We start from the raw sequence: 19,508 nt of genomic DNA, 5'->3' as shown, positions 1-19,508 counted from the left end.
GCCCCACCCCGGTTCGCCCCGGGGTGGGGCCCTTCCTGTTCGTGCTGGGTAGCGGCTGACCGGACGCCCATGCGGGATCGACGTCCGGTCGTGGGCCCGAGGGTTGCTCCAAGGCCCGGGGAGTCGGACGGCCGCGGGCCGGCGTCGAACGAGACGAAGCAGTGGGCGCCTGCCTGGAAAAATCCAAGGTCAGACGTCCTTTTTGTATCCCTGCCGGATCTTGATCGGGGTCCTCGCAAGGTCGGTGGTCCGGACGAGGCCCTCGGGCCGCCAAGGGGCATTGGCGCCGACGCCGCCAGGCCGGTGACTGCCCGCGGCCCTGCTTACCACCCTGCGTTCCCTTCTGCCGGTGCGAACGCAGCGACAAGGCATGGTGGTCGCGCTCGTTCCGGCCGGCACAGGCTTTCGTCCGAACCTATCGGCCTGCTCGTGCGTGCCCAGTCGATGCCGGGGCGCGGACGATGTCACGGCGTGGTTCAGGAATCCTCCTCCAAACCGATGGCCTCCTCGAGAGAGTCGAATACCTCGCCAGTAGTACGTCGGTGTTCCTCCAACAGTGCCAGCGCAATCGCGTCGAGCTTGCGCTGGACAGCACGGTCTGCCCGCCGCTCGGCGTTCTTGAGGAGGGCCAACAGCAGCAGGGTCACCGACACCATGGTGTCCCCGACAAGAAGCTGCCAGCTCAGTGACAAACCCGCGGCATGGACCCCGATGAAGGCTCCGACGAGCAGCAGGCAGAACGAGAAGAACAGAGGGGAGCTCGTCAGGTTCGACGCTCGCTCCGCGAGGCGTTCGAACGGGCCTCGCCCTTTGCTTCCTCGTTCCGAAGGGTGCTGCAGGGTCATACTCCGTGAGTACCGCAGGAGGACGTGGACCGCATCCTGCCAGTGCGCCCGCAGTGCGTGCCCGGTCTGCCGCACGGGTGATCCGCTCCGGTCCGCTACCGCGCGCACACTGCCCGGCAGCTTGAGCCGTAGGCCGCCCTGGAGTGGGAGGCTGAAGGGTGAGGGTGCCGACGAGACTCGGGACAGCCGAACGGGATGGGGCATCCCGTCTGCCGCAGAAGGTGGCAGGAGCGCCTTGGAGGCCGACGTGACGCGCGCAGAGTGGCTCCTGGTCCCCGGTGAACGCGGCAACACGGCGACGGGCCTGGACAGGCGTCGCCCGGACGCGAAGGCATGGTCCGACGGGAATCAGGCACACGCCCTGGTTCACGGCGCCGCGTACTTCAGCGAACTCCTGGCGGCGATCCGAGTGATGCGCTCGGGCGACCTGCTTCTGTTCACCGACTGGCGCGGCGATCCCGAGGAGCGGCTCGCCGGGCAGGGCACCGAGATCGGCACGGTCCTGTGCCGGGCGGCGAGGCGTCACGTCGTCGTCAAGGGGCTGCTCTGGCGTTCCCACCTGGACGGTCTCCGGTTCAGCCAGGAGGAGAACCGCCGATTCGGCAAGGAGATCGAGGAGGCGGGCGGCGAGTGCCTGCTCGACATGCGGGTGCGGCCCGGAGGCTCGCACCACCAGAAGATGGTGGTGCTGCGTCACCCCGGCCGCCCGGAGTTGGACGTGGCGTACGTCGGAGGGATCGATCTCTGCCGCAACCGCAACGACGATGACATCCACCGCGGCGACCGCCAGTCTCTGCCCATGGCCTCCGCCTACGGTCCGCACCCACCGTGGCACGACGTCCAGCTCGCCCTTCGCGGCCCGGTCGTCGGGGATGTCGAAGCCGTGTTCCGCGAACGATGGCAGGACCCCGCCCCGCTCAGCCGCAGTCCGGTCACCCGCCTACGCGCGCTGATGCACCGGGAGGACACCGACGCGGACATCCTGCCGCCGCAGGTCGCCGATCCGGTTCCGTGCGGCACGCACACCGTGCAGGTGCTGCGCACGTATCCGAACCGACTGCTGCTCGGGTACCCCTTCGCACCCGACGGGGAGCGGAGCATCGCACGGGGGTATCTCAAGGCGCTGCGCCGGGCCCGGGCGCTGGTCTACGTCGAGGACCAGTACCTGTGGTCGCCGAAGGTCGTGGCCTGCTTCGCGCAGGCACTGTCCAGGAACCCCGGACTGCTGATGATCGGAGTCATCCCCACGGTCCCGGAGCAGGACGGCCGGCTCACCCGGCCCATGAACCTGGTCGGCCGGGTCACCGCCCTGGACGAGCTGCGTCGCGCGGGCGGCGACCGGGTCGCGTTGTACGGACTCGAGAACCATGCAGGGACCCCCGTGTACGTGCACGCCAAGGTGTGCGTGATCGATGACGTGTGGGCCTCCGTGGGCTCCGACAACATCAACCTCCGCTCGTGGACCCACGACTCCGAACTCAGCTGCGCCGTCGTCGACGAGTGCCCGGACTCTCGGCAGCCACGCGACCCCGGAGGGTTGGGCGACGGTGCCCGCGTCTTCGCCCGGGAGCTGCGTCTGGGGCTCATGCGCGAGCACCTCGACGTGCAGGGGGCCGAAGGGCAGCAGGCGGCGGACCCGGACGCGCTGTGTGACCCGGCGACCGCCTTCGGCGCCTTCGAGGAGGCTGCCGCCGCGCTCGACGCATGGCACGAAGGCGGCCGCCGTGGTCCACGGCCGGCGGGCCGTCTGCGCCGGTACACAGCCCCGGACCTCTCCGGAGCGCAGAGGGCGCTGTCGACCCCCCTGCACCACGTCCTGGTCGATCCGGACGGTCGTCCGCTGGGGCTGCGGCGCCGCAACACGTTCTGAACGAGTGAAGGGCAAGCCGAAGGAAGCCGCCGGAAAGGCGACGGGCACAAGCGCCTGGAGCCGGAAGGCAAGACGGACCAGATGGAGGGCAAGGCCCGGGAAGCGGGCGAGGCGGTCCGTGACCGTGCCAAGGGCGCAGCAGGCTGTCTACCAGTAGTGCCGGCGTCCGCCGACCTCGCGACCGACCGCGCCGAGGATCCAGAGGATGGCGCCGATGACCACGAGGATGATCCCGATGGTCCAGAGAATACTGATGCCGGCCACGAGGCCGATCACGAGCAAGATGATGCCGAGGACAATCATGGTGTCCTCCGATTCCGCTGAAGATTCCCTCCCAGCGTAGGCGTCACTTCCGCTCGTGGCTTCCGGGACCGGAGCTTCGGCCGGGGACTGTCCGGCACCGTGATCTCAGGACGGGTGTCCTGGTGAGAGCTTCTCCCGGCCGCCAGGCCACCCTGCCGAACTCGTCGATGTCGTCGCCGGTCCGCCCGCCGAACAGCTCGGCGACCTGTTTCTGGTCGCGGCGCAGGGCGTGTACGGCGAGGTGGGAGGCGTGGTGTGCGGTGCGGTAGGTGCGGTTGGCGGTGGAGATCCACACCATGAAACGGGGCGGCTCGATCGAGCATGGTGACGCGAAGCCCACCAGGCAGCAGCCCTGCTCGCCGTGTGCTGCCGCCGTGACGGCGTACATCGGGTGGTCGAGCACGTCGGTGAAGCCGTCGAGGCCGGTCACGTTCGGCTCCTCGGCTCCGTAGGCAGCAGGGGACTGCGGAGCGCTGAGCGCCCCGACCTCCAGGCTTCGTGCAGGTGGGCACCCAGTTCGTCCTCCAGCAGGACGGTGGCCGCGCACCCGAAGGCGATGTCCGGCTCCAGTGCGGGTTCGTCGGCGAGGAGACCTCCGATGACCTCACGACGTACGACCTGTTCGTGGACGGCGTCCGCTTCGGCGTGCTCTGCGTAGAAGTGCTCGGCGGCCGGCCCCGCGCCGCAGCGCCGCACGGCCTCGGCGAGCCTTCGGGAGCCGGGAGGTGAGGTGACCTCGACACAGGCGAAGTGGCCGACCAGGGCTCCGCGCAGGGCCCGGTGGAGTCCGAAGAGGGACATCAGGTTGACCGTGGCGAGCAGCGGGGCGGGGGCGTGGTCCAGGTAGTGGCCGTAGGTCGGATCCAGGTCGAGGTCGGTCATGAGGTCCGCGAAGAGCTGCGCGTGAATGCGCTCGGGGTGACCGGCGCCGAACTCGTCGTACTCGACGGCCACCATCGCGGCCTTGGCTCGGCCGGTCAGCCTCGGGATGACCCAGGCGTGCGGGTCCGCCTCCTTGAGGTGGTAGAGGGAGCGCAGGGCGGCGTACTCGCGCAACTGCCACAGCTCGCCCTCGGTTTCCAGGTAGTGGGTGACGCTGTCGGCCGGATTCACCTGTTCGACGAGCAGCGGGGCGAAGGCATCCTCGACGGATCGGGGCCCACCGGTGAGTGTGGCGCGCAGCGCGTCGAGGAACAGGGATTCCGACTCCTGCCGCAGACGGAGCAGGTCCGGGTCCCATTCGCGATCGTCGTCGACGCCCTCGAAGCCCCGGTAGTGGAGTTCGTACAGCAGGTACAGCGCGAGCTGGAGGTCTTCTCCCCAAGGGTCCGCTCTTCGGATGCTGGCCTCGGTGTACGCGGGTGGCCGGTCGGTCCGCAAGGCTCTCTCCACGGCGCTCGACAGGTCGCCCCGCGCGGCGGCGAGGCGGGGGCCGGTGGTGGTTTCCGGGGCGCTCGGGCTGGGAGGGGTCATCGGGGTCTCCCGTCCTCGGTGGGCGCGACGGCTCGCTCGCGGGATCGGTGGCTGGTGTCGCACCAGGGATACGCACGGCTGCGGCGGCACATGCAGACCGCGACCATGAACCGATCGGATCGGGCGAGGGTCCCGTCGGCCAGCACGATTTCCACCGGGCCCTCGATCAGGATCGGGCCCTGCGGGTCGATGGCGATCCGGCGGGCAGGAGGTGAGGGGATCGGGGCGGTCGCGGAGGTGGCCGACGGGGCCGTGGCGGAGGGTGCTTCGACGGCCGCCGCGGTGATGGCGCACGGCGCCACACCGTCAGGGGTGCGCGGCACGGATGATCACCAGTTCCTCGCGCTCGTCGCCGTCGCCCGCCAGGCCCTGCCTCCGCAGCCAGGTCCGCCGCGCACGCAGTACCGGACCCCACGGGACCGAGGCGCGCGCCGTCACCTCGGCGGCCAGCCCGCCCGCTTCCAGACGGGCCACGGTGGCCGGTGGACCGCACATCCCGGAGTGCACCATCAGCAGGACCCCGCCGGGTCGCAGCAAGGCCGGCGCACACGCGCAGACGCGGTCGATGACTCTCCGCCCGTCGGGGCCGGCGTCCCAGGCGCGGGTCGCCCCGTGCGGCGGCGGCCGGGGTCGCGCCGAGGGAACGTAGGGCGGGTTGGTGAGGACGACGTCGAAGCGTCGGCCCTGGGTACGGGTCGCGAAATCGCCGTGCATCACTCTCAGTGGCAGTCCCTGCCGGAAGGCGTTCAGGCCGGCCGCGATGACCGCGGGCCACGAGACGTCGACCGCTTCGACTCGGGCCCCGGTACGCGCTGCGGACAGGGCGAGAGCACCTGTTCCGGTGCCGATGTCCAGCACGTAGGTGTCAGCGTCCATCCGTTCGTGGGAGAGAGCCTCCGCGAGGAGCCAGGTGTCGGCCTGCGGGCGATAGACGCCAGGCAGGGCGATGAGCCGTCTGGGAGGCATGCCGAAGCTCAGAGCCGTAGTGGGCACCATGAACCTCCGGATCTCTGGGGCCGTCGGGCTGGGAAACGTCGTCGATGACGAGGGAACGAGTGTCCGGGATCGCGACCCCTCACCGGCGTCCGCCGTTTCCTGCGACTCGGAGGGAACGGGGTCGCCTGCCTTGCTCGGCCGCCGACATACGGGAGGGGACTCCTTCGTGTCAGGACACTGCTCCATTGTTGCGCGGAGCTACGTCGTCCGCTTGCTCGGTGCGTCCGCATCACCTGTCGGGGCGTTGGCGGGCCGCGGACGGTGGACGCAGGGCGGCTTCGACTTCTCGCGGGGGTTGCCAGGTGGCCAGGGTGGAAATCGAGCGGTTGTTCGCTCTATCCGGTCAGGTGTGGCGGACCACGACGGCGTTCGGCATCGCCCGGCTCGCCGCGTTGGGTCTCTCATTCGGCACGGCGGTGGTGGTGCGGAACGGCGCTTCCTCGGGTTCCTCGATAGGCGTGCCCAGTCAGAACTAATATGTACGGGTAGTCCTAATTTGTTAGGGAAGTGGTCGATCATGTCGGGCAAGGAGAAGGGTCGGGCCAAGGCCGAGCAGGCCAAGGGCAAGCTCAAGGAGACGGCGGGCCGTGCGGTGGGCAACGAACGCCTGACCGCCGAGGGACGTACCGAGAAGGCGAAGGGGAACGCCCGCCAGGCCAAGGAGAAGATCAAGGACGTCTTCAAGGGCTGACCCGTCGGCGGTGCGAGTCGTGGTCGAGGAGCTGCGGTGGGTGCCGAGCATGGTGGGTCGGCGAAGAGCTGTTCGCCCACGAACGCAGAGGAGGCGCCCATGTGAGACGGCATGTTCCTGCTCGTGGAGAGGGGCGAACGGCGGTGGCTGAATGAGAAGCGTGGGCGTGGAGGAAGAGCTGCTTCTCGTGCATGCCCGCAGTGGGGAGCCCCTCGCTCTGGCCGGTGCTGTCCTCGCGGCTGCGGACCGGTCCGCAGGGCAGCGGCCGCGCGGTGATGGCGCGCCAGGACACGCCTTCGAGAAGGAACTGCAGAAGGAGCAGCTGGAGTTCGCCACCAAACCGGTGACGGAGATGGGCGAACTCGCGGATGAAGTCACCCGGTGCCGCGCCGAGGCCGGTCGGCACGCCGCGTCCGCAGGCGCCGTCGTGGCGGCCCTCGCCACCTCGCCGCTACCCGCCCGGCCCTCGCTGAACGCGGGCAAGCGATACGCATGGCTGGGCGAACAGTTCGGCCTGACCGCACAGGAGCAACTCACCTGCGGCTGCCACGTCCACGTCTCGGTCGAGTCTGACGAGGAAGGTGTCGCCGTACTGGACAGGATCCGGCCCTGGCTCTCCGTGCTGACCGCGATGAGCGCGAACTCGCCCTTCTGGCAGGGGCAGGACAGCAGGTACGCGAGTTATCGCAGCCGGGTGTGGAACAGGCTGCCCTCGGCCGGCCCCATGCACGTCTTCGGCTCGGCCGATCGCTACCACGAGCAGGTCCGTGCCATGCTCGACACCGGAGTCCTGCGAGACGAGGCGATGATCTACTTCGATGCCCGGCTGTCCGCGACCTACCCCACGGTGGAAGTCAGAGTGGCGGACGTGTGCCTCGAAGCGTCGACGCCCGTACTCCTCGCCGCCTTGGTGCGCGCCCTCGTCGAGACCGCCGCCAAGGCTTGGCGCGAAGGAGATCCGCCCTCCCGCGTCAGCACGGACCTGTTGCGGCTGGCGTCATGGCAGGCCGGCCGTTCGGGTGTGGACGGCCCCCTCCTCCATCCCGAAACCATGAGGGAGGCGTCGGCGGCGGAGGTCGTCCAGGCGCTGTACGCCCATGCTCGGGACGCCTTGGTCGAGAGCGGCGACGACGAACGGGTCCGCGAAGGCGTCGCCGGTCTGCTGGAAGGGGGCAATGGGGCTCGCATCCAGCGCGAGCTCCTGCGCACGCATGGCAGCCTCGCCTCGGTGGTCACCCAGTGCGCGCGCATCACGAGCGACTCCCGAGCCTGAGATGCCAGAACCGACGGAGGAGGCGGGCGCGAGGAAGCCCCAGGCCACGAAGCCGGCTTCGTAGCGGGCGGCGACGCTCCGGCGCCGGGCGTCCGCCTGGAAGGCGAGGAGAAGGATCATGGCAGCGAAACGGACCGTCTACCACGTCGCACCGTCCGGCGAGCGGGCCGCCGCCGCGGGGGTGAAGTGGCAGGTCGAGGGCAGGGAAGGCCGCCGGCTGCTGCACGAGCCGCACCGGACCCAGGGAGACGCGATCGACTCCGCACGCCGGCATGCCAAGGAGCACACCCCCGCACAGGTCGTCGTGCATGCCCGCGACGGGCACATCAGAACCGCCTACACCTACGGCGACGCCCCCGCGGCATCCCCCGATGAACGTGGCCGTAGGGCAGGGGAACGCGGGGGCCTCTTCTAGGGCATCCCTGCGCGCTTCCTGTCCTGGCCGCCACCGTGCGGCATGCCGGACCGTGGCGGCGTCCACTGGAGCGCGGCGCCATTCATCCTGAAGCGGGTCACCTCGGCGAGCGGCGCGCCCGAGGTGATCACCGGGTGGTCTGCAGCACGCCCGAGGGCCCGTCCGGCGCGGTGCGTGGTGGGGCCTGGATGCGGTGGCGGCGTCATTCGCGCGTAGGACACCAGCAGATTCTTCGTCTGCTGGTGGTACGGAGTAAGCATCCCCCTGACCAGTGGGAATGATGGTCTATCACGTCATTGTCGGGGCACTGGACCGCGTATGGTCCGGATCTTCGTGAGGGACAGCGAAGGCGCAGGCGGCGTCGGCAGAGCTGGCGTATGGGGCCTGGGCTCGGGGGGCATGCCGGCTCGGACTGCATTCGGCGCCCGTCGAGGGCCATCCTGTAGCCGGACACGGCGAGCCGAGTGTTCCGCTGCTGACTCCAGTGTCGGGCGACGCAGCGCCATCGGGTACACCGGGCAGTCCTGGTCCGGGATTGGTGCGCGATCCCGCTGATTCGCCGGCGCCCGCGGCCTCGCCGCCGCTGGACACAGCGACGTGGCGAAATTCGCGGCGGCCGCCTCTGTGGCTGCTCTGGCCTACCGGTCGTCCGACGAGGCCGGGCGGCTTCATTCGGCGGCCACGGGGATGCTCGAACCGGAGCGCGCCCAGGAGCTGTTGCGCCGACATCTCCCACCTCCCTCCGTGAGGATCCTCGACGTCGGTGGTGGCCCGGTGCCCACGCGCGCTGGCTCGTTGAAGACGGCCGCACCGCGCACCTCGTGGGTCCCGTGTCGGAGTCCCACGGGCACGCAGCGCATGCTCCCAGGCGGATCAGCCCCGCAGCACGGTCCTGGCCAGGAAGTGGTGGCGCGTGTCCTCGTATTCGTGGGAGCGGTGCACCTGTGGTGCTCAGGCCATCCGGCGAAGCCGGATCACCGAGCTGGCGTAGTCGCCCTCGGGCAGGGCCGGGTCGATGCCGCGCCGGGCCAGGACGGCTCCGCTGTGGGCGGTGCCCTCCTCCACGTCCAGGTATCGGGCCGAGGGGTCCAGGGCCGGCAGGGCGAGTGCCGTCGGCGGGTGGCCGAAGCGGGTGGTGGGGCGCCAGGCGAGGACGGCGTGTTCGGTGCCGTCTTCGGAGGCGTAGTGCACGCCCGTCACGCCGCCGGGGCCGCTGAGGCGGTGCTGTCGCCCGTGCTGGACGAGGGGGCGGATCTCCTTGTAGCGGGCGACGAGCGCCGAGGCCTCGTCGAGTTCCTCCTCGGACCAGTGGGTGAGGTCTCCGCCGAGGCCGAGCGCTCCGGCCATCGCCACGTGGAAGCGGAAGCGCAGGGGCGTGGCGCGGCGGGTGGTGACGTTGGGGCTGTCGGTCACCCAGGCGGCCATGGCCTGGGCGGGGAAGAGCTGGCTGAAGCCGTGCTGGATGCCGATCCGGTCGACGGGGTCGGTGTTGTCGGAGGTCCAGGCCTGGTCGGTGCGGGCGAGGATGCCGAGGTCGACCCGGCCGCCGCCGCCCGCGCACGCCTCGATCCGCAGGCCGGGGTGGTCGGCTCGGAGGCGGTCCATGATGCGGTACACGGCGCGGGTGTGGTCGATCCACAGGCGGTCGGGGTCGGGGTGTCCCGGCCAACCCGCTTCGGTGACGACCCGGTTGGCGTCCCACTTGAGCCAGTCGACGGCATTGCCGCGGACCAGTCGGTCCAGGGTCCGGAGCGCCCACGCCTCGACCTCGGGGCGAGCGAAGTTCAGCATGAGCTGGTTGCGGAGCTCGGTGGGCTCCCGGGTGGGTGTGTGGACGACCCAGTCCGGATGGGCGCGGTAGAGGTCGCTGTCGCGGTTGACCATCTCCGGCTCGACCCACAGCCCGAAGTCCATGCCCAGGCGGTGCACCTCGTCGGCGAGCGGCCGCAGGCCGTCGGGGAAGGCGGCGGGGCGGGGTGTCCAGTCGCCGAGGCCGGCCAGGTCGCTGGTGCGTGCGCCGAACCATCCGTCGTCCACGACGAACAGCTCCGCTCCCAGGCGGGCGGCGAGGCGCGCCAGGTGCAGCTGTCCGGGATGGTCGACATCGAAGCCGGTGGCTTCCCACGAGTTGTAGAGGACGGGCCGGTCGCGGTCGGGGGAGGGGAGCACATGGGCACGGAGGTACGTGTGCCAGGCGCGACTCGCGGCACCGAAGCCGCTGTCGGTGTAGAGGCCCGCGAAGACCGGGGTGTGCAGGGTCTCGCCCGGGCCGAGCGTCCAGCCGACCCCCTCGTGGCCGAAGCCGCCGGTCCAGGTGGTGCGGCCGACCGGATCCCGGTGCACGGTGACGCGCCAGCTTCCGCTCCAGGCCAGGGCGGTGCTCCAGACCTCGCCGTCTTCCTCGCCTGCGGTGCCGTCGTCGAGGGCGAGCCAGGGGTTGGCGTGGTGGCTGGTGAGGCCGCGGCGGCTGGTGAGGACGGTCTCGGCGGCCGGGAGCCGGTCGCGGTGCAGCTGGAACTCGCTGTTCCAGCCGCCGACGAGGTGGCTGAGCCGGTAGTCGGGGAGGGCGGGGGCTGTCCAGGAGGCGGAGTCGAACCGGTCGACCGTGATCGGACCGGAGTCCTCGGTCCCGGTGTGGGTGAGTTCCGTCCAGCGTTCGATGACGTCGCCGTCGGGGCGGACCCGGTAGCAGAGCTCGGCGGCCAGCGGGTAGTGGCGGTCGGCGAGGCGAAGGCGCAGCTCGCCGCCTTCGACGTGATGGCCGGCGAAGTGCCACTGGGCGCCCCGCGTGCCGTCGGCGAAGCGGACCTGGAGGCCCGCGGGCCCGAAGCGCGCTCCGGTCTCGGGGGCCAGTTCGTCCGGTGCGGCGTCGGCTTCGAAGCTGCTGGCCGCGGGGGAGGCCGCGTCGGGGAGCGCCTGGAGCTCTGCGGTGTCGAGGGCAGGCCCCCAGTGCAGATGTCGGGGGCTGCCGTCGGCGCCGATGCGTACGGCGTACATGGTGTGCGGGGTCCGGAGGACCGCGAGCCCGAGGGCGCGGTCGAACGAGACGTTCGAGGACGTTCGAGGCACGAGTGGTCCCAGGGAGAGGTCGAGCGAAGGTGAGGGTCGGCGCGCAGCGCAGAGGCAGCCGTCGCCGCAGCAGCGCAGAGGCAGCCGTCGCCGTAGAGCCTCGTAGAGCCTCCGACGGCACGTAAGTGACCCGAGAGTAGGATCGCCGGCCGCCGAAAATCAATACTGGACGAACTTATTTATTTGCCGGTACGTTGCCGCCGTGTTTCCCAACCAGACAAGGCCGTTGGTCACCGCTCCGGCCGAAATCGCCATCCTGAGCAGGCTGTTGGCCGAGAGCCCGCTCAGCCGGGTCGAACTGGCCCGCCGTACCGGGCTGTCGTCGACCGCGGTGACGAAGGCCGCCCGGCCTCTGATCGACGACGGCTACCTGCACGAACTCCCACCGGAGCGCACCGCTCCAGGGGCCGGACGCCCGGTGAACCCGCTGTCCGTCACCCCCGACCGGGAGTTCTTCGTCGGAGTGAAGATCAGTGCCGACACCCTGTACGGCACGGTGTGCGACCTGCGGTCCCGGCCCCGCGTCCATGCGAGCCGCCCGCTGGTCGACCGTGGACCGACGGCCGTGTGTGCCCTGATCGCCGACCTCGTCGACGAACTCCTCGACTCGGAGCCCGAGTTCCGGTCCCGTACGAGGCACGTGGGCATCGCCGTCTCCGGTGACGTCGACCGTCCCGGTGGGCGCGTGCGCTACTCGGTGCTCCCCGGCTGGCGCGACGTGCCGCTGGCCGAGACCGTGGCCCGTGCCACGGGGCTGAACGTCGTGATCGACAACGATGTCAAGGCCCTGACCGCCGCCGAGCACTGGTTCGGCGACGGCATCGGGACCGAGTACTTCGCGCTCGTCACGATCGGCGCGGGCATCGGCTCCGGGATCGTCGTCAACGGCCAACTGGTCCAGGGGGCCTACGGTGTGGCCGGCGAGATGGGCCACATCAGTGTCGATCCGGCGGGGCCGCGCTGTCACTGCGGCTCGATCGGCTGTGTCGAGGCGATCGCCTCCAGCGACGCCATCCTCGGCACGGTACGCCGGGCCACCGGCCGCACCGACCTCGACTTCGACGGCACGGTCCGCCTCGCCCGCGACGGAGATCCCGCCGCGCGGGAGGCCTTCGCCCGGGCCGGCAAGGCCATCGGCGTCGGCATCGCCAATCTCGTGAGCCTCCTGGGGCCCGAACGCGTCGTCGTCACCGGAGAGGGACTCGACACCTACGACCTCTTCGGCGTGCACATCAGGGAGGCGTACGCCGCGCACTGCTTCAAAGCGGCCGCGAAGTGCCCGCTGACCCTGCAGCCCCTTCCCTGGGAGGAATGGGCCCGAGCGGCGGCCGTCGTCAGCATCCAGGCGCTCTTCCCGTGAGGGCGCCACGGACAGCGACGAAGGGGCACCCCATCGACGCCGTGTGACCGGGACCCCGATCACCGGCCCACGTCACCGACGTGACCGATGTCCGTCACCGCCTGCCAGCCGTGAACGCCGGACACCGGCCCCGCCGGACAACACAACCCGCACGCCCACATCACCACGCAAGGAAGCGACATGAACGGACAGAGAGCCCAGCTTAGCCGCAGAGGATTCCTCGGCGGATCCCTCCTCTTCGTCGCCGGCACGGCGATCGGCTGCACCACCAGCCCGACCGGCGGTTCCTCGTCCGGGGCGAAGACCACCCTGAACGTCTGGTCCCACGCCTACGGCGAGGCCGGCACCCAGCAGGCCCTGACCCGCTACGCCACCGAGTTCACCAAGGCGAACCCGGACATCGCGGTCAAGGTCACCTGGGTGCCCGGCGACTACACGGCCAAGCTCAACGCCTCGCTGCTCACCGACGCGGCGCCCGACGTCTTCGAACACGGCGACTTCACCCAGGGGCTCGCCCGGCGCGGCCAGGTCGCCGCGCTGGACACGGAGTACGGCGGCGCCAAGGACGACTTCAACCAGGGCGCCCGCGACCTGGTGACCGTCGACGGGAAGCTCCACGGCGTCAAGATGATCGACGACGTGCAGATGCTCTACTACCGCAAGAGCGCTCTCGCGAAGGCCGGCATCACCCCGCCCACCACCTTCGACGCGCTCGTCGCCGCCGCCAAGGAGCTGACCACCAAGAAGAGCAAGGGCCTGTTCGTCGGCAACGACGGAATCGGCGAGACCCCGGCCCTCTCGGTGTTCTCCAACGGCGGCGAGCTGGTCGCCGACGGCAAGATCGCCTTCGCCTCGCCCCAGGGCGTCGAGGCCATCACGGGCCTCAAGCGCCTGCACGACGACAAGTCCCTGCTGCTCGGCTTCACCACCGACTGGTGGGACCCTTCGGCCCTCGTCCAGGGCGTCGTGCCGATGCAGTGGGGCGGGCTCTGGTCCATGCCCGCGATCGAGAGCGCGCTCGGCGACGACTTCGGCATCCTGCCGTGGCCCGCGTTCAAGGCCGGCGGCACCCCGGTCCTGCGGGTCGGCGGCTGGACGAGCTGCGTCAACGCCAAGGGCAAGAACGTGGAAGCGGCCAAGAAGTTCGTCAAGTGGCTCTGGATCGAGAAGACCGACCTCCAGCAGGACTGGTCCGAGGGCTACGGCTTCCACGTCCCGCCGCGCACGTCCGTCGCCGCCACGGCGACCAAGCTGAGCAAGGGCACCGCCAAGCAGGCCGTCGAGCTGGCCGCGAAGTACGGCCGGAGCAACCCGAACACCTGGGACTCCGCCTCCGGCGCCCCGTTCGGCGCCGCGGTCTCGAAGATCGTCACCGGCCAGGGGGACGCCGCCACACTGCTGGCCGACGCGGCCAAGCAGGCTCAGGGCGCCGTGGACAAGCAGCTGTCCTGATGAACGCCACCACGCACTCCGTGCCACGCTCCGAGAGTGCCGGGCGCCCCGCGGACATCCCGCGGGGCCCCGCCCGGACCCGGGGTCGTCGGGCCGACTGGCGCTCCTGGGGCGCGTTCGCCCTGCTCACGGCGCCGATGCTGATCGGCCTCGGCCTGTTCAAGTACATCGCCATCGGCTGGAGCTTCCTGCTCAGCCTCAGCGACGCCCAGGGCACCATCGCGCTCGGCGAGTGGGTCGGGTTCGACAACTACCGGCAGCTGCTCGAAGACGCCGTGTTCCGGACCTCGCTGGTCAAGATCCTGCTGTTCACCGTGATCATCGTGCCGATCACGTTCGCGGCCTCGCTCGGCCTCGCGCTCCTCGTGCACCGGATCCGCCGGGGTCGGGCCGTCCTGCGGACCGCGTTCCTGATCCCGGCCGCCGTTTCGTACGTCGCGGCCTCGCTGGTGTGGAAGATGTCCCTGTTCAGCGGCATGCCGGCGGGCATCGCCAACATGATCGGCGGCTGGTTCGGGATGGAGGTGACCCCCTGGCTCCAGGCCGGCTCGCCCCCGTTGTACTGGATCGCCCTGGTGACCCTGCGTCTGTGGCTCCAGGTCGGCTTCTACATGGTGCTCTTCCTCGCCGGACTCCAGGCGATCCCGAAGGAGCTCTACGAGGCCGCCGCCCTGGACGGAGCCACCGGGCTCCGTCTGCTGCGCCGGATCACCCTGCCGATGCTGCGCAACACCTCGGTCGCCGTCCTGATGCTGCTGTTCATCGCGGCCTTCCAGGCGTTCGACGAGTTCTACAACCTGTTCGGCGGCGGCCTCTCCGGAACGAGCACCGCGCCGGTGAAGACCCCGCTGATGTACCTCTACGACACCGCGATGGGCGTCCAGAACTACGGTCTCGGATCGGCCGGCGCCTTCGTCCTCACGGCCCTGATCGTCGGAGTGACGCTGGTCCAGGGACGGATCACGGGCTTCGGAAAGAGCGAGGAGTGAGCCCGGTGACGACCGTACGAGACGGGGCGCGTGCCCTGCGGCGCCCCGCGCGCGGCCTGCTGGCCGGAGTCCTGATGGTGGCGTTCCTCGCCCCCTTCTACCTCATGCTGCGCAACGCGCTGATGGACACGCGGACCCTGACATCGCCTGAGTGGAGTTGGTGGCCCTCGACGATGCACTGGGAGAACTTCACCTCCTTGTTCAGCGACCCCATGGTGAACATGGGCCAGGCCCTGGCCAATTCCCTGCTGATCGCCGCGATCACGGCCCCGGTGTCGACGCTGCTGGCCTCGGCCGCCGGATTCGCGCTCGCCCGCATCCCCGTGCCCGGACGCGGCGTCGTACTCGGCCTCGTCCTGGCCACGCTCATGATCCCCGGCTCGGCGACCTTCGTGCCCACCTTCGTCGTCGTGGGCTCGCTCGGTGGCATCAACACCCTGTGGGGGATCATCGCCCCGGGACTCTTCAACCCCTTCGCGGTCCTGCTGTTCCGCAACTTCTACCTGCAGTTCCCCCGTGAGATCGAGGAAGCCGCCCGCCTCGACGGCCTCGGGTGGCTCGGCATCTACCGCCGGATCGCCCTGCCGTCGTCCGGAGCCATGCTCGCCTCCCTCGGCGCACTCGCCTTCATCGACAGCTGGAACGCCTTCCTGTGGCCCCTGGTCATCGGCCAGGACCCGACCGCCTGGACGGCGCAGATCGCCCTGTCCACCTTCCTGACGGCGCAGACCGTCAACCTGCCCGGCCTGTTCGCGGGCGCCGTCGTGACCATCACCCCTCTGGTGGTCATGTTCCTGGTCGCCCAGCGCCACATCGTCGAAGGCATCGCCCACACCGGCCTCAAGGGCTGACGGCGCCTTCGGTTTCCCCCGGTTCCGGACCGCCGGTCCGGAACGCGAGCACCTCCTTCACACCCCACCCTGGAGGACTGCACCATGAGATCACGTACGCCCGGCGGCGGCCTCGCGCGCACCGTCACACGGGCCCTGACCACCGCGCTGGCCACCGGCGCCCTGCTCGTCGGCGCACTCCCCGGCACGGCGACCGCCCTCGCACCCGCCGCCGTGACCGACGCCCCCGTCGCGCTGACCGGCCCGCAGCTGGCCGCGTCCTGGACCGGCCCGCTGAGCACGCGGGGCCGGTACATCGTCGACGCGCAGGGCAACCGCTTCAAGCTCAAGGCAAGCAACTGGGCCGGCGCCCAGGGCACCTATGAGGGCAGCGGCAGCGAAAGCGACGTGGCCAACCACCAGGCCGACCAGATGTCGAACAACATCCCGCTCGGCCTGGACCGCGTCCCGATGGCCGAGATCCTCGCGGACTTCCACGCGCTGGGCATCAACAGCATCCGCCTGCCCTACTCCGACGCGATGATCGACGACGAGACCCTGGTGCCGAACTACGCCGTCGCGGCCAACCCGCAGCTGGCGGACAAGACCCCGCTCGAAGTCTTCGACGCGGTGGTCGAGGCGCTGACCGCCGACGGCTTCGCCGTCATCCTCAACAACCACACCACCACCTACCGTTTCTGCTGCTCCCTGGACGGCAACGAGCGCTGGAACACCAGCCAGACCACCCAGGAGTGGATCGACAACTGGCTGTTCCTGGTGAACCGCTACAAGTCGAACAAGCGGGTCGTCGGCGCTGACCTGCGCAACGAGGTCCGCCGCGACTGGAACGACGACCCCAACTGGGGCTGGGGCAACGACCACGACCTGTACGAAGCCTTCCAGCAGGCCGGCAACGCGATCCTCGAAGCCGACCCGGACATGCTGATCATCATGGAGGGCATCAACTGGCAGGGCATCCCGCAGGGGATGTTCCCCCACGGCCGGCCGACGCTCACCCCGGTCCGCAACCTGTCCAACACCCTGATCCACTCCGGCAAGCTGGTCTACTCGGCCCACTTCTACGGCTTCACCGGCCCCCACCACACCGGTTCGAGCGGCGGCTGGCAGAACGGTGAGACCAACGACCCGCGCTACCGGGACCTCTCGCCCGAAGACCTGATCAAGGTCGTCGACGACCAGGCCCTGTTCGTCACCGAGGAGGGTCAGCACTTCACCGCTCCCGTCTGGATCAGCGAGTTCGGTACCGGCGGGCGCGGGCAGACCGACCAGAAGGAGAAGGACTGGTTCGCGCGCTTCACCGACATCCTGGTGGAGAACGACACCGACTTCGCCCAGTGGCCGCTGGTCGGCTGGACCACCAACGGCAAGATCAACGACAACTGGGCGCTGATCTCCTACGACGACGACGGCACGCGGCAGAGCGTCCTCGACCCCGGCGACTGGCGCACCACCGCCTGGAACAAGCTCGTCAACGCCACCGGCAAGACCGGCAAGGTCGCCAAGGCCGACCACTGGAACATGCTCAACCTCGACTACGGCGACCAGATGCTCTCCCTCTACCTGGGCAGGAAGACGGAGTGGAGCCACGGCAACCGCAAGGGCGTCTGCCCCGACGGCCAGCGTGTCGTCGGCCTCGCCCGCAGCAACAACCGCGGCCTGTGCACCGACGCCGGCCGGCCCGCCAGGGCCGAGGGCGACGCGATCACCGTCCCCGACGAGCGCTACGTCAAGAACGGCGACTGGGCGAGCGGCTACAACAAGCTCGAATGCCCCAAGGACACCTTCGCCGTCGGCTACAGCGTCAACGGCAACTCGATGGTCGCCCTGCTCTGTGCCCCGTCCGCCAGGTCGCTGTCCATGACGAACCGGCTGCTCTGGTTCGACAAGGGCGACAACCGGCCCGCCTCCGGCGGCTCGACCGCCAGCGACTGGGCCCCCGGGGCCTACAAGGGCCAGTGCAGGGACGACGAGTACCTCGCCGGTGTCGCCTTCACCTGGCGGTGGCAGCACGGCGGGGCCCCCGACGCCCTGCTCTGCCGCCCGCTGAACTGACCCACACCTCAAGCACCGCAACCTAGGAGCACCACAGCCATGCCTCGACTGGAGATCGCCGCAGACGGCTTCCGTCTCGACGACCGACCGTTCCGCATCATCTCCGGCGGACTGCACTACTTCCGCGTCCACCCGGAGCAGTGGGCCGACCGGCTCCACAAGGCGCGGTTGCTGGGGCTGAACACGGTCGAGACCTACGTCCCCTGGAACCTCCACGCCCCCAGGCCCGGTGAATTCCGGCTGGACGGAGGTCTCGACCTCCCCCGCTTCCTCGACCTCGCCGCCGCCGAAGGGCTGCACGTCCTGCTCCGGCCCGGCCCGTACATCTGCGCCGAATGGGAGGGCGGCGGCCTGCCCTCGTGGCTGCTCACGGACGAGGACATCGAACTCCGCAGCCGCGATCCCCGCTACCTGAAGGCGGTGGACCACTACCTCGCATCCCTCATGGCGGCCGTGGGGCCCCACCTCGCGACCCGCGGGGGACCCGTCATCGCCGTCCAGCTGGAGAACGAGTACGGGGCCTACGGCGACGACTCCGGCTACCTCGCCGATCTGGCCGAACTGCTCCACCGGCACGGCGTGGACGTCCCGCTGTTCACCTGCGACCAGCCCTCCGACCTCAAGCGCGGCGGCCTCGACGGCGTCCTGCGCACGGTCAACTTCGGCAGCCGCGTGGACGCCGGGCTCGCCGAACTCCGCACCCAGCAGCCCGAAGGCCCGCTGATGTGCTCCGAGTTCTGGATCGGCTGGTTCGACCGGTGGGGCGGCACCCATGTCACCCGCAGCGCGGAGGACGCGGCAGCCGACCTCGACCGGCTGCTCGCGGCCGGCGCCTCGGTCAACCTCTACATGTTCCACGGCGGCACCAACTTCGGCTTCACCAACGGTGCCAACGACAAGGGGACCTACCGGCCCACCGTCACCTCCTACGACTACGACGCCCCGCTGGACGAGGCCGGCGACCCCGGACCCAAGTACACGGCGTTCCGCGAGGTCATCGCCCGGTACGCCCCCGTCCCCGACGAACCGGTCCCCGCGCCCGCACCCAAGCTCACCGAGGCCGTCGCCGAACTCACCACCTGCGCCGGCCTCCTGGACCAGATCGACCTGCTCGGCGGCCCCGCGGTGCACGCCGACCACCCGGTCGCCATGGAGCAGCTCGGCCAGTCCTTCGGATTCGTCCTCTACGAGACGACCCTCCCGGACGCCGGCCGCACCGTGCTCCGCGTCGAGGAGGTGCACGACCGGGCCCAGGTCTTCGTCGACGGGCAGCCGGTCGGCGTCCTGGAACGGGAGAACCACGAGCACGCGCTCAGCTTCCTCGCCCCCCGGCGGGGCGCCCACCTGGCCGTGCTCGTGGAGAACCAGGGCCGTGTGAACTACGGGCGGGCGATGCACGACCGCAAGGGGCTGATCGGTGCCGTCACCGCCAACGGCCTGGTCCTCGTGGACTGGTACAGCCGTCCACTGCCGATGGAAGACCCGAGCGCGCCGACCTACACGGCCCTCGACACGTCCGCGCCCCCGGTCGGACCGGCCTTCCACCGCGGACACGTGGACATCGCCAGCCCGGCCGACGGCTTCATCGCCCTGGACGGCTGGACCAAGGGCCAGGCGTGGATCAACGACTTCGCACTCGGCCGCTACTGGTCCCGAGGCCCGCAGACCACGCTCTACGTCCCCGCCCCGGTCCTGCGCGCGGGGCGGAACGAGATCACCGTCCTCGAACTGCACGGCTCCACCACCCGGACGGTGGAGCTCCGCGGCACACCCGACCTGGGCCCCCTCGAGGACTGAGACCCGACTCGGCCCCGGACCAGGCCCCACGGGCCGGTTCACCGGACCCTGACATCACTCCCGTACGATCCC

17 protein-coding genes are annotated in these 19,508 nt (G+C 70.3%); 10 read left to right on the top strand and 7 right to left on the bottom strand.

Annotated features, from left to right (window positions below; translation table 11 throughout):
• Positions 1-476: 476 nt before the first annotated feature.
• Positions 477-845, bottom strand: a complete 369-nt coding sequence (locus tag ACFCY7_RS05560) for a low affinity iron permease family protein (protein WP_376481561.1) — start codon at positions 843-845, stop codon at positions 477-479.
• 247 nt (positions 846-1,092) lie between these two features.
• Between ACFCY7_RS05560 and ACFCY7_RS05555 the strand changes: the two genes are divergently transcribed.
• On the top strand, positions 1,093-2,715 hold the full coding sequence (locus ACFCY7_RS05555) for a phospholipase D family protein (RefSeq protein ID WP_376481559.1): 1,623 nt from the start codon (positions 1,093-1,095) through the stop codon (positions 2,713-2,715).
• Positions 2,716-2,862: 147 nt separating this feature from the next.
• Here ACFCY7_RS05555 and ACFCY7_RS05550 read toward each other — a convergent pair whose 3' ends face one another.
• The 5 genes from ACFCY7_RS05550 to ACFCY7_RS05530 all read right to left on the bottom strand — a co-directional run bounded on the left by ACFCY7_RS05550 (position 2,863) and on the right by ACFCY7_RS05530 (position 5,457).
• Positions 2,863-3,018, bottom strand: coding sequence for a DUF6131 family protein (locus ACFCY7_RS05550; protein WP_376481557.1), 156 nt, complete (start codon positions 3,016-3,018; stop codon positions 2,863-2,865).
• Positions 3,019-3,061: 43 nt separating this feature from the next.
• Positions 3,062-3,448: a flavin reductase family protein gene (locus ACFCY7_RS05545; RefSeq protein WP_376481556.1), complete on the bottom strand. Its 387-nt coding sequence runs from the start codon at positions 3,446-3,448 to the stop codon at positions 3,062-3,064.
• Entirely contained in the window at positions 3,445-4,491 is a 1,047-nt protein-coding gene (locus ACFCY7_RS05540) for an iron-containing redox enzyme family protein (RefSeq protein ID WP_376481555.1), read from the bottom strand. Before ACFCY7_RS05540 ends, ACFCY7_RS05545 begins: the two co-directional genes overlap by 4 nt.
• A complete protein-coding gene (locus ACFCY7_RS05535) occupies positions 4,488-4,712 on the bottom strand; it encodes a CDGSH iron-sulfur domain-containing protein (protein WP_376481576.1) in 225 nt (74 codons plus the stop codon). Before ACFCY7_RS05535 ends, ACFCY7_RS05540 begins: the two co-directional genes overlap by 4 nt.
• Before the next feature lie 85 nt (positions 4,713-4,797).
• Complete coding sequence (locus tag ACFCY7_RS05530) at positions 4,798-5,457, bottom strand: HemK2/MTQ2 family protein methyltransferase (protein WP_376481554.1); 660 nt, start codon at positions 5,455-5,457, stop codon at positions 4,798-4,800.
• 547 nt (positions 5,458-6,004) lie between these two features.
• Here ACFCY7_RS05530 and ACFCY7_RS05525 point away from each other — a divergent pair.
• From ACFCY7_RS05525 to ACFCY7_RS05515, 3 genes are all read left to right on the top strand, one after another.
• Positions 6,005-6,178, top strand: a complete 174-nt coding sequence (locus tag ACFCY7_RS05525) for a CsbD family protein (RefSeq protein ID WP_376481552.1) — start codon at positions 6,005-6,007, stop codon at positions 6,176-6,178.
• Positions 6,179-6,329: 151 nt separating this feature from the next.
• Positions 6,330-7,451: a glutamate--cysteine ligase gene (locus ACFCY7_RS05520; RefSeq protein WP_376481550.1), complete on the top strand. Its 1,122-nt coding sequence runs from the start codon at positions 6,330-6,332 to the stop codon at positions 7,449-7,451.
• A 118-nt stretch (positions 7,452-7,569) separates the two neighbouring features.
• Complete coding sequence (locus tag ACFCY7_RS05515; RefSeq protein ID WP_376481549.1) at positions 7,570-7,866, top strand: DUF2188 domain-containing protein; 297 nt, start codon at positions 7,570-7,572, stop codon at positions 7,864-7,866.
• A gap of 951 nt (positions 7,867-8,817) precedes the next feature.
• On the opposite strand, the gene ACFCY7_RS05510 is transcribed toward ACFCY7_RS05515, so the two are convergent.
• A complete protein-coding gene (locus tag ACFCY7_RS05510; RefSeq protein WP_376481574.1) occupies positions 8,818-10,863 on the bottom strand; it encodes an alpha-galactosidase in 2,046 nt (681 codons plus the stop codon).
• A 274-nt stretch (positions 10,864-11,137) separates the two neighbouring features.
• On the opposite strand from ACFCY7_RS05510, the gene ACFCY7_RS05505 reads away from it, so the two are divergent.
• The 6 genes from ACFCY7_RS05505 to ACFCY7_RS05480 all read left to right on the top strand — a co-directional run bounded on the left by ACFCY7_RS05505 (position 11,138) and on the right by ACFCY7_RS05480 (position 19,436).
• Complete coding sequence (locus ACFCY7_RS05505; protein WP_376481547.1) at positions 11,138-12,295, top strand: ROK family protein; 1,158 nt, start codon at positions 11,138-11,140, stop codon at positions 12,293-12,295.
• A gap of 180 nt (positions 12,296-12,475) precedes the next feature.
• Positions 12,476-13,747, top strand: coding sequence for an ABC transporter substrate-binding protein (locus tag ACFCY7_RS05500; RefSeq protein WP_376481545.1), 1,272 nt, complete (start codon positions 12,476-12,478; stop codon positions 13,745-13,747).
• Positions 13,747-14,736 (top strand): carbohydrate ABC transporter permease, encoded by a 990-nt coding sequence (locus ACFCY7_RS05495; protein WP_376481544.1) that lies wholly within the window; start codon positions 13,747-13,749, stop codon positions 14,734-14,736. Before ACFCY7_RS05500 ends, ACFCY7_RS05495 begins: the two co-directional genes overlap by 1 nt.
• A 5-nt stretch (positions 14,737-14,741) precedes the next feature.
• Positions 14,742-15,587, top strand: coding sequence for a carbohydrate ABC transporter permease (locus tag ACFCY7_RS05490; RefSeq protein WP_376481542.1), 846 nt, complete (start codon positions 14,742-14,744; stop codon positions 15,585-15,587).
• An 84-nt stretch (positions 15,588-15,671) separates the two neighbouring features.
• Entirely contained in the window at positions 15,672-17,639 is a 1,968-nt protein-coding gene (locus ACFCY7_RS05485; protein WP_376481540.1) for a glycoside hydrolase family 5 protein, read from the top strand.
• A 39-nt stretch (positions 17,640-17,678) separates the two neighbouring features.
• Positions 17,679-19,436 (top strand): beta-galactosidase, encoded by a 1,758-nt coding sequence (locus tag ACFCY7_RS05480; RefSeq protein ID WP_376481539.1) that lies wholly within the window; start codon positions 17,679-17,681, stop codon positions 19,434-19,436.
• Positions 19,437-19,508 lie beyond the last annotated feature (72 nt).

It is taken from the genome of Streptomyces sp. NPDC056361 (genome assembly GCF_042262805.1).
Classification (GTDB): Bacteria; Actinomycetota; Actinomycetes; order Streptomycetales; family Streptomycetaceae; genus Streptomyces.
The sequence above is the reverse complement of the archived record's forward strand: the minus strand, read 5'-3'. Positions and strand labels throughout refer to the sequence as shown.